14 protein-coding genes are annotated in these 13,120 nt (G+C 53.1%); 5 read left to right on the top strand and 9 right to left on the bottom strand.

The window, feature by feature from the left end; all coding sequences use genetic code 11:
• Together rpmG and mutM are read left to right on the top strand one after the other, a co-directional pair.
• A partial coding sequence (rpmG, locus tag RT340_RS17195) for a 50S ribosomal protein L33 (protein WP_024142098.1) occupies positions 1–134 on the top strand: 134 nt, incomplete at its 5' end.
• A 70-nt stretch (positions 135–204) separates the two neighbouring features.
• Entirely contained in the window at positions 205–1,014 is an 810-nt protein-coding gene (gene mutM / locus RT340_RS17190; RefSeq protein WP_034823825.1) for a bifunctional DNA-formamidopyrimidine glycosylase/DNA-(apurinic or apyrimidinic site) lyase, read from the top strand.
• Here the strand turns inward: mutM and coaD are convergent, their stop codons facing one another.
• The 6 genes from coaD to RT340_RS17160 all read right to left on the bottom strand — a co-directional run bounded on the left by coaD (position 1,015) and on the right by RT340_RS17160 (position 6,902).
• Entirely contained in the window at positions 1,015–1,500 is a 486-nt protein-coding gene (gene coaD / locus RT340_RS17185) for a pantetheine-phosphate adenylyltransferase (RefSeq protein WP_097119655.1), read from the bottom strand. It abuts the gene before it with no gap.
• On the bottom strand, positions 1,497–2,273 hold the full coding sequence (locus RT340_RS17180; RefSeq protein ID WP_097119656.1) for a glycosyltransferase family 2 protein: 777 nt from the start codon (positions 2,271–2,273) through the stop codon (positions 1,497–1,499). Before RT340_RS17180 ends, coaD begins: the two co-directional genes overlap by 4 nt.
• 3 nt (positions 2,274–2,276) lie before the next feature.
• The gene (gene waaA, locus RT340_RS17175) at positions 2,277–3,551 is read right to left on the bottom strand and encodes a lipid IV(A) 3-deoxy-D-manno-octulosonic acid transferase (protein ID WP_313377345.1); all 1,275 of its coding nucleotides are present in this window, start codon (positions 3,549–3,551) and stop codon (positions 2,277–2,279) included.
• Between the two features lie 85 nt (positions 3,552–3,636).
• Positions 3,637–4,770, bottom strand: coding sequence for a glycosyltransferase family 4 protein (locus RT340_RS17170; protein ID WP_313377343.1), 1,134 nt, complete (start codon positions 4,768–4,770; stop codon positions 3,637–3,639).
• Positions 4,763–5,839: a putative lipopolysaccharide heptosyltransferase III gene (gene rfaQ / locus RT340_RS17165; protein ID WP_313377341.1), complete on the bottom strand. Its 1,077-nt coding sequence runs from the start codon at positions 5,837–5,839 to the stop codon at positions 4,763–4,765. The genes RT340_RS17170 and rfaQ overlap by 8 nt, the downstream gene beginning before the upstream one ends.
• 73 nt (positions 5,840–5,912) lie before the next feature.
• Positions 5,913–6,902: a glycosyltransferase gene (locus RT340_RS17160; RefSeq protein ID WP_313377339.1), complete on the bottom strand. Its 990-nt coding sequence runs from the start codon at positions 6,900–6,902 to the stop codon at positions 5,913–5,915.
• Between the two features lie 177 nt (positions 6,903–7,079).
• Here RT340_RS17160 and RT340_RS17155 point away from each other — a divergent pair, with 177 nt between their 5' ends.
• Positions 7,080–8,111 (top strand): glycosyltransferase family 9 protein, encoded by a 1,032-nt coding sequence (locus RT340_RS17155; protein WP_313377337.1) that lies wholly within the window; start codon positions 7,080–7,082, stop codon positions 8,109–8,111.
• 2 nt (positions 8,112–8,113) lie between these two features.
• On the opposite strand, the gene RT340_RS17150 is transcribed toward RT340_RS17155, so the two are convergent.
• Entirely contained in the window at positions 8,114–9,076 is a 963-nt protein-coding gene (locus tag RT340_RS17150) for a polysaccharide deacetylase family protein (RefSeq protein WP_313377335.1), read from the bottom strand.
• Positions 9,077–9,262: 186 nt separating this feature from the next.
• Between RT340_RS17150 and RT340_RS17145 the strand changes: the two genes are divergently transcribed.
• Positions 9,263–10,345 carry a glycosyltransferase gene (locus RT340_RS17145; RefSeq protein ID WP_313377349.1) on the top strand — a complete coding sequence of 361 codons (1,083 nt, stop codon included), beginning with the start codon at positions 9,263–9,265 and terminating at the stop codon, positions 10,343–10,345.
• A 35-nt stretch (positions 10,346–10,380) separates the two neighbouring features.
• Here RT340_RS17145 and tdh read toward each other — a convergent pair whose 3' ends face one another.
• Both tdh and RT340_RS17135 read right to left on the bottom strand, forming a co-directional pair.
• The gene (gene tdh / locus RT340_RS17140; RefSeq protein ID WP_313377333.1) at positions 10,381–11,409 is read right to left on the bottom strand and encodes an L-threonine 3-dehydrogenase; all 1,029 of its coding nucleotides are present in this window, start codon (positions 11,407–11,409) and stop codon (positions 10,381–10,383) included.
• Positions 11,406–12,614 carry a glycine C-acetyltransferase gene (locus RT340_RS17135; RefSeq protein ID WP_313377331.1) on the bottom strand — a complete coding sequence of 403 codons (1,209 nt, stop codon included), beginning with the start codon at positions 12,612–12,614 and terminating at the stop codon, positions 11,406–11,408. The genes tdh and RT340_RS17135 overlap by 4 nt, the downstream gene beginning before the upstream one ends.
• A gap of 231 nt (positions 12,615–12,845) precedes the next feature.
• Between RT340_RS17135 and RT340_RS17130 the strand changes: the two genes are divergently transcribed.
• The coding region (locus tag RT340_RS17130; RefSeq protein WP_313377329.1) for an NAD-dependent epimerase/dehydratase family protein at positions 12,846–13,120 on the top strand (275 nt) is incomplete at its 3' end.

Below are 13,120 nucleotides of genomic sequence, written 5' to 3'. Positions count from 1 at the left end.
TTTCCTCTGCTGGTACAGGTCACTTCTATACCACCACGAAGAACAAACGTACTAAACCAGAGAAACTGGAACTGAAAAAGTTCGATCCGGTTGTACGTCAGCACGTGATCTACAAAGAAGCCAAAATTAAGTAATTTTGGTGTTCTTGCGAAAAACCCGGCTTCGGCCGGGTTTTTTGTTTCTGCGATTTGTTGAGGAGATGACATGCCTGAATTACCAGAGGTAGAAACCAGCCGACGTGGTATTGAGCCACATATGGTGGGCGCAACGATTTTGCATGCGATTGTGCGTAATTCACGCCTGCGCTGGCCGGTCTCGCACGAAATTCATGCGCTGAGCGACCAACCAGTGTTGAGCGTGCAACGGCGCGCAAAATACCTGCTGCTGGAATTACCCCACGGCTGGATCATCATTCACCTCGGCATGTCTGGCAGTTTACGCATGTTACCGGGTGAGCAACCCGCGGCTAAGCACGACCACGTCGATTTGGTGATGAGTAACGGCAAGGTGCTGCGTTACACCGACCCACGTCGCTTTGGTGCATGGCTGTGGGCCTCTGAGCTTGAAGGCAGCAGCGTACTGGCACATCTCGGTCCTGAACCGCTCAGCAGCGAATTCGATGGTGCTTATCTGTTTGAGAAGTCACGTGGAAAGCGCACGGTCATTAAACAGTGGCTGATGGATAACAAAGTGGTGGTTGGCGTGGGCAACATTTATGCCAGTGAATCACTGTTTACCGCCGGGATCTTACCCGATCGATCGGCGATGAGTTTGAGTCGTGATGAAGCGGAGTTGATGGTGGCAACAATCAAGGCCGTCTTGCTGCGTTCGATTGAGCAAGGCGGTACCACGCTACGTGATTTCCTGCAAACCGATGGAAAGCCTGGCTACTTTGCCCAGGAATTGCAGGTGTACGGTCGGGCGGGCGAACCCTGCCGAGCCTGCGGTACGCCAATCGTCAGCGGCAAACATGGCCAGCGCAGCACCTTCTGGTGCCCTCGCTGCCAGCATTAATCAGGGCTGCGCCAGTTTTGTCAGCAATGCCTGATGCACCACGGCAGGCAGAAATGCCTGCACATCACCTTTATGACGCGCCACTTCCTTCACCAGCGATGATGACACGAATGAGAATCCTTCGGACGGCATCAGAAACACGCTCTCCAGTGTAGGTAGCAAATGACGGTTCATCTGTGCCAGCTGCAGTTCATATTCGAAATCTGACACCGCACGCAGTCCTCGCACCAGCACATTGGCATTTTGCGCTTTGGCGAAGTTCGCCATCAAATCGCTAAAACCCAGCACCTCAACATTGGCTAAGTGCTGAGTAGCCTGCCGTGCCAAATCCACGCGCTCATCGAGTGTAAACAGCGGCTTTTTGCTGGGGCTGGCGGCAATAGCAACCACGATGCGATCAAACATCTGCGCCGCGCGCGTCACAATATCCACATGGCCCAACGTGATGGGATCGAACGTGCCGGGATAAATCGCTTTGGTGCTCATACGCGACCTTGTGTTGAGGTGTGATGCAGCGCCCAGAGCGCTGAGTATTTGTTAAAGGTGTATTGCGCGTTGACGACGGCCAGAATCCAGCCCTGCTTGCCGTCGAGGAATCCGGCGCGCAGCAGCAACGTCTTAAGGAATGCGCCTAACGTGTGGCTGAAAATCGAGAAGATGCCACAACGCTTGCCTCGCTGAAAACGTTCTTGCGCCCAGGCTTCGGCATAATTCATCTGTTTACGTTGGAAAGCAATCAAATCGCGGCAGGTGAGATGCTGGAGATCGCCTGGTAACGTCACCACCGGTGCGCCCTGAGTTTCCAGCGATTCGTGCACCAGATTGTCATTGTAATTGAGTACGCGAGGATAGAGGCGCATCACGCGATCCGGATACCAGCCACTATGGCGCATAAAGCGGCCAAGGAACAAATTGCTGCGTCCCAGGCAATAAACAGTATCAGAGGGTGGTTGCTCCAGTACGTTTTCAATCGCGCGGCGTAACTCGGGCGTGACACGCTCATCGGCATCCAGCATCAGAATCATATCGCCGCTTGCATGCGCTTGTGCACGCTGGCGCTGCTTGCCGAAGCCCGCCCAGCCTTCAGCCTGATGCACCTGCGCGCCGTGCGCGCGGGCCACTGCTACGGTGTTATCCTGGCTGCCTGAATCCAGCAGCACAATCTCATCTGCCCAGCTCACTGAGGCCAGCGCCTCCGGCAGCAATTCAGCTTCGTTTTTGGCGATCATCACCACGGAAAGACGTTGGCGTTGTGGCATGCGTTAATGAGCTCGTGGCGGCAAATGTGGTTCGAGTAACTGTAGCAGACGCTGCAATGCGCCCTGATTTTGATGCAGCACTTCGACTGCGTGGCGGCCGTAATAGCGGCGGTAATCATCATCCTGCAGCAGGTTGGCCACCTGTTTCTCCAGCGAAACCACGTCCGTGACGGTGATCAGGCCTTCAGCCTGCTGCAATTTGGCGCAGATATCTTTGAAGTTCCAGATATGCGGACCCATCAGCACCGGAATGGCATGCGCAGCGGGTTCCAGCGGATTATGACCACCGCGTTCTACCAGACTGCCGCCGACAAAGGCGATATCCGCAATGCCGTAAAGCAGCATCAATTCACCCATGGTGTCGCCAATCACCACCTGCGTTGCACCAGACGGAATTTCACCGCTGCTGCGCAGAGTGAAACTGAAACCGCGCTTTTGCGTCAGCTCGCAGGCATCTTTGAAACGTTCAGGATGGCGTGGCACCAGAATCAGCAACAGATCGGGAAATTGCTGCAACAGGCGACGATGCGCATCAAGGATGATGGTCTCTTCACCCTCATGTGTACTGGTGGCGATCCACACCGGGCGGCGCGATGCCCATTGACGGCGCAACGTGACCGCACGGGCCGCCAATTCCGGCGTTACAGAGATATCAAATTTCAGGCTACCGGTGACGGCGAGATGCGTACGCTTGAGGCCCAGGCTCAGGAAACGCTCAGCATCCTCGTTGTTCTGCGCCGCAATCAGCGTAATACGCTGCAGCAAATCGCGCATAAAGCCACCGAGCTTTTTATAGCCTTTGGCCGAGCGCTCTGACAGACGGGCATTGGCAATGACCAGCGGAATTTGGCGCTGGTGCAGAATACGGATGATGTTCGGCCACAACTCGGTCTCCATGATGATCACCAGACGAGGTTCAACGGTATCAAGGAAACGGTTAATCGAACCGGGCAAATCATAGGGCAGATAGACATGATGCACATCTTTACCAAACGCGGACTGAGCGCGTTCGGAACCGGTTGGCGTCATGGTAGTCACGGTGATCGGCAGTGTAGGATAGCGATGGCGTAATGCGCGCACCAGCGGCACGGCGGCCAGTGTTTCACCCACAGAAACCGAATGCAGCACAATGCCGTGCGGTTCAACTTTGCCCACACAGTAGCCGTAGCGTTCCGCCCAGCGTTTACGATAGGCCGGTGCTTTTCGACCGCGCAGCCACAGGCGCAGCCAGATCAGTGGCTGTATTAAATAGAGCAGGGCTGTGTATAGAGTTGTCATAGTTATCGTTACGACAGATTCGCGTCAAAAAACACATGAAAGGCGGCATGTTATCAGAAACTGACCGCCTGCTCATACCACTTCGTCAGCTGGTCTTCAGCACCTGCTGATAGAGTGAAGTCAGGGACTGCGCCAGTCGCTGCGGACCAAAAGGTTCGATTCTGCGGCGTGCGGCTTCTCCCATGGCAGAATTCTGCGAAAGTGCAGGTGTGGCGACAATGGCGTCATTTAATGCCTTGATATCCAATGCATCACAAACGAAGCCTTCCTGGCCGGCTTGAATAAATTCTGCGCCGCCACAGCCGGTGCTGGTAATCACGGCCAAACCGCAGGCCATCGCTTCAAGCACCACATTCGGAAAAGGATCATAAAGCGTGGGCAACAGTAAGGCGTCAGCGGCGTGATAATAGGGCTGCACATCCTGCTGCACGCCAACAAAGCGCAAGCGATCAAGGCAATTAAGCTGGTTAGCCAGCTGCTGATAGCGTGAAAGTTGTTTGTCCTGGCCAACCACAACCAGATAGCGATCGCTGTGGGCGAGTGCTTCAATGGCGGCTTTCAAGCCTTTGCGCTCAAAGCCTGAACCCACGTAGATCATCACCGTGGCATCCTGTGGCAGCGTCAATTGCTGGCGTATGGCGTAGCGCTGAGCTTCAGTTGCTGGCTGGAAACGTTGGCTATCGATGGCGTTGTGAATGACATGGATTTTGCTGGCATCTAGCGTGAAATGACGCAAAATATCTTGCTTCACCATCTCTGAGTTACAGATCACCGCTTTCAGTGATGCTGCATTGAACATCTCTGCTTCAGCCTGCAGAACATAACGATGGTAAGGACTCATGCTGGCGCTCAAGCGCTGCCAGGGTGAGACGATACGCGCACGTTGTTCCAGCCATACGCGATGCACGCCATCACCGGCGCGGAAAATATCGCAGCCCGCAATGCGTTCGTGGCTCTGCACGATATCGAACTTCTCACGTTCCCAACATGCACGTGCCGCGTGGGCAAAACCGCGTTCGCGCGATACGCGTCCAAATTTGGCGGGATTGCAGATGTGCAGATGCCAGGCTGGATTGGGTGTGCCCTGCCAGCTGCGTGTGATGATATTCAGATCGAGCTGCTCGCTGTCCAGTGCTTCCAGCGCCCGCGAGATGAAACGCTCGGCACCGCCATCCGGACGATATTTCTGCCGGACAATCGCCAGGCGTAACTTAGTCATGCAAAAAACTCCTGGCGGCGGCCACCACATCATCCACCGGAATGGCTGAGAGATAGCGCTGTTCTGTTTTGGTATCGATGTCGTCTGGCGAAGGCAGCGGTGCATAATCACCGGCCCAGATCACGCAATTGTTTTCACCCCACGGACGCCAGTGTTGCAGTTTGGTGGGGCCAAACAGCGCAAGACAGGGCGTATCGAGTGCGGCGGCCATGTGCATGGGGGCAGAATCCACACCGATAAACAGCTGCGCTGCATCAATCAATGCCGCCAGTTGCGGCAATGAAAGCTGCCCGGCAAGTGAAACCACATTCTGGCTATGGCACAGCGACTGAATGTGAGCGATCATCGCTTGCTCATGCTTGTCAGGTGCGGCAGTCAGCACGATGGTATGACCATCGGCGGCGAGCGTATCAATCAGCTGCGCGACCTTTTCATCTTCCCAGCATTTGAATACCCAACGCGATGTTGGCTGTAACACGATAAACGGCCCGCTGACCTTTTGCTGAACCAATGCATCCTGCACTTTCTGTTTATCTGCCGCACTAAAGTGCATTGAGGCTTTTGCACCTTCTGCGCTGATACCTAGCGGTTCAAGCGCCGCCATATTCTGCTCGACGGTGTGCAATTGATTATGTGTTTTTGTCGAAACCAGATAGTTATGGCACCAACGCCACAGAGCGTGATCACGTTTGGCGTAGGCAAAACCAATGCGCACCGGCGCAGCTGAAAAACGTGTGATAATCGCGCTGCGCCATTGATCGGCGAGGTTAATGACCACGTCATAATGGCAGGCACGTACAGCTGAAAGCAGCGCCATCTCATGGCGGAACTTCTGCCAGCCGCCCTCTTTTTTCCAGTTGCGGTCAATAATGTGCAACTGGCGAATAGCGGGGTGTGCTTCCAGCATCGGCCGCGTCTCTTTATACAACAGGACGTCGATGTTGGCGTTTGGATAGCGCTGGCGCAGCGCATTGATAGCGGGCGTGGTCAGCAGCATATCGCCGTGATGGCGCAGCTTGATCAGCAGAATATTTTTCGGTGCAAATTGGACTGGAATCGGGCTTGCCATACTCAAATGATCTCAAATTTCAGTGAGCTGATTGTAGGGCAAACCCCTATAGGGCGAAAGCCAGCCGCGACGCTTATTTGTTACGCCAGCGATAAATCCGACTCAGCCATAACAGCAGTTGATACCACTGCCGCGCGCCGCGTGCATTCTGCAGCATACGTTTATGGGTTTGCGTGGCAAACAGATCCGCAATCATCGCCTGCCGTGCGCTCTCTTCCGGTTCACGGCGAATGGAATGGCAGACGCTGAGCGCTTCACGCGTAATTTGATAATGGAATGCGGGATAGATTTTAACTTTATCGCGATAGCGTGCATTGATCTCTTCCAGCATCTGCGCGATTTTCAGGTAATGGCGTTGATACTCGACATTTCGTTGACCGGTGCGTTTGCGGTTGCTGATGGAGGCATCGTGCAGGTAGTAGCGGTAGAGCATTTGATCGGTGTAGCGCACGCGTCTGGCGTTGAACATGAACTCTGTGGTCCAGGGAATATCCTGATGATGTAACCCCGGTTCGAAAGTGAGATTGTTTTGTTCAATCAGTTCACGGCGATAAATACCCAGCCATACCACGTGCATGTATCGATGCGTCTGCAGTGCGGTGTTCAGCCATTCTGGGCCGCTCAATACATCGGTGCTGGTTAAGCGATCCAGGGGAATCAACGGTTTGGTCGTCTGGCTGGCTTTGAAAAACCACTCCGCATTACACTGCGCGGCATCGAGATCGTCTCGCTCGGCCATCTCAACCAGTATTTGATACATGGTTGGGCTCATGGTGTCGTCTGCATCCGGGAATGTGACGTACTTGCCTTTTGCGACGGCTAATCCGGCATTGCGTGCCCGTGAGACGCCACCATTAGCCTGGTGAATAACCCGCACCTGAGAATATTGATGCGTATAAGCCTCAGCTCGTTCGCCTGAACCATCGGTGGAACCATCATCGACAATGATGATCTCGAGATCTGTCAGCGACTGCGCCAGTAGAGACTGCATAAACGTCTCGAACATCGCGCCAGCGTTGAACATGGGTGTAATGATGGAAAGTGCGGGATTATCAAGCGACATTGTTATTTATGGTTTTATGAATTGTTTACGATTTTATAACGTTAATTATTGCTAAGAAATTCAGAACTTTTTGGACATTAATGGTCAAAAGTAGTTAGCTCGCTGGCATTTTTGCGCTTTTAGGAACGGTTCTGGCCGGAATGTTTGGCATCAATCCTTTTTACCCTGGGCATCAGTATGAAAAACATCCTTGTTATCCGACGCGATAACATTGGCGATATGGTGTGTACCACTCCACTGCTGGAAGGTTTGAAACGCACTTTTCCTGACGCAAAAATCACCCTACTGGTTAATAAGATTGCTCAGGATGTGGTGAGCCATAATCCTCACGTTGACCGTCTGTATGTCTACAAAAAAGCCAAACATCGCGGTAAGAACGAAACCACACTCGGTGTTTACTGGCAGCGCGTAAAAATCATGCTGGCACTGCGTAAAACGCGCTTTGATGCCACGATTTTGGCTAATCCGGTGCCGTGCAAATACAGCTTACGCCTGGCGAAAATGGCCGGCGCGCACAATATTATTGGCGCTGCTTTGCCCGACGTTCAGCTGGATCATCCGTTCCATAAAAGCGATTTTCAGGGCAGCCATCAGGTCGAACATACCTTTTCTTATCTCTCTGCGTTGACTGACAGCCTGCCTGAAGTGCCATCTGTGAATCTTTATCTCGCCGATGCAGAACGTGAAGCGGCCAAAGCGCGTGTTGCACAAAGCTTTGCTTCAGCAGGAAGGGTCTATGGTGTGCACATCAGCAGTCGCAGCCCTAAGCGTTGCTGGCCGATAGCCAGTTATGCGGCTTTTATCAATAAGCTGCTGGAAGATGAGCAGGCGCGTGTTCTGGTGTTTTGGTCACCGCAGGGCACGCTGGATCCTCACGACAAAGGCGATGCGGCCCGTGCTGATGAGTTGATGGCGTTGGTCAATTCATCACGCGTAGCGCGCTATCCCACCGCATCGGTGCGAGAAGTCATCGCAGGCTTTGATTGCTGCGAGCAAATTTTGTGTAGCGATGGGGGGCAGATGCATCTTGCCGCCGGGCTGCATAAAAAGCAGGTGGTGTTCTTTGGCGATACCAATGCGACGTTGTGGCATCCATGGTCGGGTGAGTACCAGATTATGCAGACCGATTCCGGAGAATGTCGTGATATCTCACCGGAAACGGTCTGGCAGGCATGGCAGAAACTTAACGTACGGACTGCTGTAGCTTAAAACTACTGCTGTAGCTTAAAACTGTCGTGATATTCCGACAGAGTCTGGCCAACGAAACGGGGCGCTAACCAACTGAAGAGCGCCTCTAGATCCTCATAAAGCTGTTCGATATCGCGTTCGTTTTTAAACGTTGGGCTGCCGTCTGGCATGAACTCTGAGCTGTGCAGCATAAATTCAGTGTAATTGTTCCCTTCTGCCAGCGACATTTCTACCACGCGCTGCATGTCCGAAAGATTACCGCCAGATGGACGCAACCAATGTACAGCAGGGCTTTTTTGCTTGCCGCGCAGTCGATACAGACTCTGTTTGAAGGTATTCATCAAAGGCGAGTATTTGTATTGAATACTCATAGGAATTTCGAGCAGTGAAGAGTTGCCGCTGCGTGAGATATCCTGCGGATCGATGAAATAAGGTTTGAACGGAAAATCTGTATAGTTTGTGCCGCCTTTACCCTGTGGTGCGCCGCGTGTGAAGGACCAGTTCACGCGCGGGGTAACGGAACAATCCACCTGATAGCCTAGTTCGGTGAGAATGGCGGCATAGCGTTCATCAAATGCCCAGCGCCCTGCACGATGGCTCAGCATTTTCGTCTGGAACTTTTCTTCCAACAGATCAGTCATATAAACGACTTTATCGCGCAGCACGGTATCCGGGTATTCGACCAGGAAAGGCTGCCAACGCCAGTCATCATCGGTGAGTGGCGCTTCTGGCGGACTGTTCCATGCATGCAGATGCATGCCAATCTCACCTTGTTTGCGCGCGATGACATCTTTGCCGAATTCCACGAAAGCAGGATCCATCGCCATTTCATAGTTGGTCAGCCAGGTGGGTTTAAAACCATAACGCTCGCACAGGTCCTGAAAACGTGGCAGATAGCCGGTATTTTCGGTGGTGATTGAACGGTGATTGCGCCAAAGGTTGTCGCCTTCAGTGTCAATGGTAATAAGGAACGCGTGCCGGGTCATGTTCGCCGCCTGAAGCCAATAAAATCGCAATGTTACGCTGAGCCATTCAGTGACGCAAAACTATTTGCCCGGGCAGGAAACAGGCGAAAAGCACGAAGGATCTGCGCTACTATCCTGGCCAGGACTGCACGCAATCACATGTTATTTCATTCAGACAGGTAGAATATTTTGTCAAAACGCATACTCATGGTGATAGATGGATTGCCGGGCGGCGGCGCTGAAAAAGTGGTTCTGACGCTGGTCACCGGTATGCTGGCACAGGGGCACCGTGTATCACTGTTTTCCCTGCGACAAGTGTGCGAGTACCCCTTGCCGCAGGGAGTGGATTATCAGGTCATTCTGGACACCAATCGTCGACCCTGGCGCAAACTCACCGAGCTGAGTCGTCGAGCCCGTTTGCTGGACGAAGCAGTACAACAGGCGGAGAAAACGGCAGGTGATTTTGATCTTGTGGTGTCTCATCTGCACAAAACCGACCGTATCGTGCGTCGAAGTCGCGCGCTGGATGCGAAGAAAATCTGGTTCTGCCTGCATGGCGTGTTTTCAGCCTCCTATCTTGGGCATCGCACCGGATTATCACGCTGGTTAAAGGCGCGTAAAATCCAGCAGGTTTATCAGGGGCGTAACGTAGTCGGCGTTTCACCCGCCGTGCTGGAGGATTTGAAAGAGGCCTTTGCTGTGAAGCTCACAGGCGAAGCGGTAATTGGCAATCCGTTCGATATTGCACTGATTCGGCAGTTGGCAGCAGAGCCCGCCGAAGTGCCTGAGTCTGGTTTTCTGGTGCATGTCGGGCGCTTCCACGAAACCAAACGGCATGACCGCCTGTTAAAGGCTTACGCATTAAGCAATATTCAGTTGCCGTTGGTGTTATTGGGGCAGGGATCGGCACAGCGTAAAGCCGCTTTAGAAGCCCAGGCACAAGCGTTAGGGATTGCCAATCGTGTTATTTTCCAGGGCTTTACACAAAATCCTTATGCATGGATCAGCCGGGCGGCAATGCTGATTGTCAGTTCGGATAGCGAGGGTTTTGGTAATGTGCTGATCGAAGCCATATTGTGTGGCACGCCTGTTGTCAGTACGCGTTGTCCGGGTGGCCCGATGTGGCTGTTGCAAGGTGATTTAGCGCGCGGCCTGGCAGATCTCAATCCTGAATCGCTGGCAACAGCAATGTGTGACATTTATCAGCACCCGCCGTTGTTAGCAGCGGATGCCTTTGCCAAATTTGATACGGCGGCAATCTGTCAGCAATATCTGGCGCTGATTAAGTGAAGCCATGGGAGGCCCAAAAGCCTCCCTGTGAATCCTTAATCCCAGCTCAATACCACTTTTCCTGAACGCCCGGATCGCATCTCGTCAAATCCCTGCTGGAATTCATCGATGTGGTAGCGATGTGTGATAATGGGCGTTAAATCGAGGCCGGATTGAATCAACGCTGCCATTTTGTACCAGGTTTCAAACATCTCGCGGCCATAGATGCCTTTGATGAACAGTCCTTTGAAGATCACCAGATTCCAATCGATCGCCATCTCGCCCGGCGGAATGCCCAGTAGGGCGATTCGCCCGCCATGGTTCATCACCTCCAGCAGGGTGCGAAACGCGGGAGGCGCGCCAGACATCTCCAGCCCGACATCGAAACCTTCGGTCATACCCAGCTCAGCCATCACATCGCGCAGATTTTCCTGCGCCACATTTACGGCGCGTGTCACGCCCATCTGGCGTGCCAGGCCGAGGCGATAATCATTGATATCGGTGATGACCACATTGCGTGCGCCCACATGTTTGCACACCGCTGCAGCCATAATACCAATAGGACCAGCACCAGAGATCAGCACGTCCTCGCCGACCAGATCAAACGAGAGCGCGGTATGCACGGCGTTGCCAAAGGGATCGAAAATCGCTGCCAGCTCGTCAGAGATATTGTCGGGAATCTTGAAAGCGTTAAATGCAGGGATGACCAGGTACTCGGCGAAACAGCCCTGACGATTGACGCCGACACCCACGGTATTGCGGCACAAGTGAGTGCGACCGGCGCGGCAATTTCGGCAGTGACCGCAGGTGATATGACCTTCGCCGGACACACGATCGCCAAGGGTAAAGCCTCTTACCTCTTCGCCCATACCGACGACTTCGTCGACATATTCATGGCCAGTGATCATCGGAACGGGAATGGTTTTACGCGACCAATCATCCCAGTTGTAAATGTGAACATCGGTGCCGCAAATTGCAGTTTTACGAATTTTAATCAGCAGGTCGTTGTGACCAGGTTCCGGAATCGGCGCATCTTTCACCATCCAGATGCCTTCTTCAGCTCTTAACTTGGCTAGTGCTTTCATTTTGCGGCTCCTGCAATCACGCCCAACTGTTGACCAATGCGCGTAAAGGCGGCAACGGCATGTTCCAACTGTGCCTGCGTATGGCCTGCAGATATCTGAGTGCGAATGCGCGCCTGACCCTGCGGCACCACCGGGTAAAAGAAGCCGGTGACATAGATACCCTCTTTTTGCAGCAGGCTGGCAAACTGCTGAGCCACTTTTGCATCGCCAAGCATCACCGGGATGATGGCGTGGTCAGCACCCGCCAGCGTAAAGCCGACTGCGGTCATCTTCTCGCGGAAGAATCGGGCGTTATCCCAAAGGCGCTGGCGTAACCCATCGCCTTCACTGAGCAGGTCTAACACCCGCAGCGAGGCGGCGACGATGGCAGGTGCCAGGGAGTTGGAAAATAGGTAAGGGCGTGAACGCTGGCGTAGCCATTCAACCACCTCATTTTTCGCAGCCACATAGCCACCTGAAGCACCACCTAGCGCTTTGCCTAATGTGCCAGTCAGGATATCTACGCGATCCATTACGCCGCAGTATTCATGGGTGCCACGTCCAGCCGCTCCGACAAAACCGACTGCGTGGGAATCATCAACCATCACCAATGCGTCAAATTCGTCGGCCAAATCGCAAATGCCTTGCAGATTGGCAATCACGCCATCCATCGAGAACACACCGTCTGTGGCGATCAGAATATGGCGTGCACCTTTATCACGCGCTTCCTCTAACCGAGCACGTAACTCAGACATATTGTTGTTGGCATACCGATAGCGCTGGGCTTTACACAGGCGAACGCCATCGATAATTGAGGCATGATTGAGTGCATCAGAGATGATGGCATCTTCCGCACTGAGCAACGTTTCAAACAGACCGCCATTGGCATCGAAGCAAGAGGAAAACAGGATGGCATCTTCCATGCCGAGAAAGGCCGCCAGCTTTTGTTCCAACTGCTGATGAATATCTTGCGTGCCGCAGATAAAGCGCACGGATGCCATGCCGAAGCCGTGGGAATCAATGCCTTCTTTGGCGGCCTGAATAAGCGCGGGGTGATTCGCCAGACCGAGATAGTTGTTGGCGCAGAAGTTAATCACCGGAGGGCTATTAGCGACATGGATCTCAGCCTGCTGCGCCGACGTGATGGTACGTTCTTGTTTGAACAATCCATCGCTACGTGTTGTCACAAGCTGTTGACGGATTTGCGAATAAAACTGACCGGACATGATTCTGCTCCTCAGATAGCAAAATTTTGGAACATATTACTGATCAGGATGCATCGTGCCGACATTTCCGCCAGAGAAATCTTTGTTTTGCAGCATAGTTCACGCGATGGATGCAAATTGTGCAGCGGTTACGGAGTCATCTGGCTGCCTGTCTCGGGCTGAAATGTTATGATGTTAGGTATTCGTGCGTGAAACCTCCTGTTTCACCTCAACTCTTTAAAGGCAAAGCATATGATTATCGTAACCGGTGGCGCTGGCATGATTGGCAGCAACATTGTTAAAGCGCTGAACGATCGCGGTCTTACCGATATTCTGGTGGTGGATAATCTGAAAGATGGCACCAAATTCGTGAACCTCGCAGATCTGGATATCGCGGATTACATGGACAAAGAAGAGTTCCTCTCTTACATCATGTCCGGCGAAGATCTGGGTCCAATCGAAGCGGTGTTCCACGAAGGTGCCTGCTCGGCGACCACCGAGTGGGACAGCAAGTACATGATGGATAA

Origin of the sequence: Pantoea sp. CTOTU50773, assembly GCF_032082325.1 — a bacterium.
Lineage (GTDB): Bacteria > Pseudomonadota > Gammaproteobacteria > Enterobacterales > Enterobacteriaceae > Pantoea > Pantoea communis.
Note: the sequence above shows the minus strand (reverse complement) of the source record. Positions and strands in the feature narration are given on the sequence as shown.

Bases quoted from the DNA above. Each gene is read 5' to 3' on its own strand.
- mutM (WP_034823825.1), top strand. From the start codon at position 205: ATGCCTGAATTACCAGAGGTAGAAACCAGCCGACGTGGTATTGAGCCA.
- coaD (WP_097119655.1), bottom strand. From the start codon at position 1,500: ATGAGCACCAAAGCGATTTATCCCGGCACGTTCGATCCCATCACGTTG.
- RT340_RS17180 (WP_097119656.1), bottom strand. From the start codon at position 2,273: ATGCCACAACGCCAACGTCTTTCCGTGGTGATGATCGCCAAAAACGAA.
- waaA (WP_313377345.1), bottom strand. From the start codon at position 3,551: ATGACAACTCTATACACAGCCCTGCTCTATTTAATACAGCCACTGATC.
- RT340_RS17170 (WP_313377343.1), bottom strand. From the start codon at position 4,770: ATGACTAAGTTACGCCTGGCGATTGTCCGGCAGAAATATCGTCCGGAT.
- rfaQ (WP_313377341.1), bottom strand. From the start codon at position 5,839: ATGGCAAGCCCGATTCCAGTCCAATTTGCACCGAAAAATATTCTGCTG.
- RT340_RS17160 (WP_313377339.1), bottom strand. From the start codon at position 6,902: ATGTCGCTTGATAATCCCGCACTTTCCATCATTACACCCATGTTCAAC.
- RT340_RS17155 (WP_313377337.1), top strand. From the start codon at position 7,080: ATGAAAAACATCCTTGTTATCCGACGCGATAACATTGGCGATATGGTG.
- RT340_RS17150 (WP_313377335.1), bottom strand. From the start codon at position 9,076: ATGACCCGGCACGCGTTCCTTATTACCATTGACACTGAAGGCGACAAC.
- RT340_RS17145 (WP_313377349.1), top strand. From the start codon at position 9,263: ATGGTGATAGATGGATTGCCGGGCGGCGGCGCTGAAAAAGTGGTTCTG.
- tdh (WP_313377333.1), bottom strand. From the start codon at position 11,409: ATGAAAGCACTAGCCAAGTTAAGAGCTGAAGAAGGCATCTGGATGGTG.
- RT340_RS17135 (WP_313377331.1), bottom strand. From the start codon at position 12,614: ATGTCCGGTCAGTTTTATTCGCAAATCCGTCAACAGCTTGTGACAACA.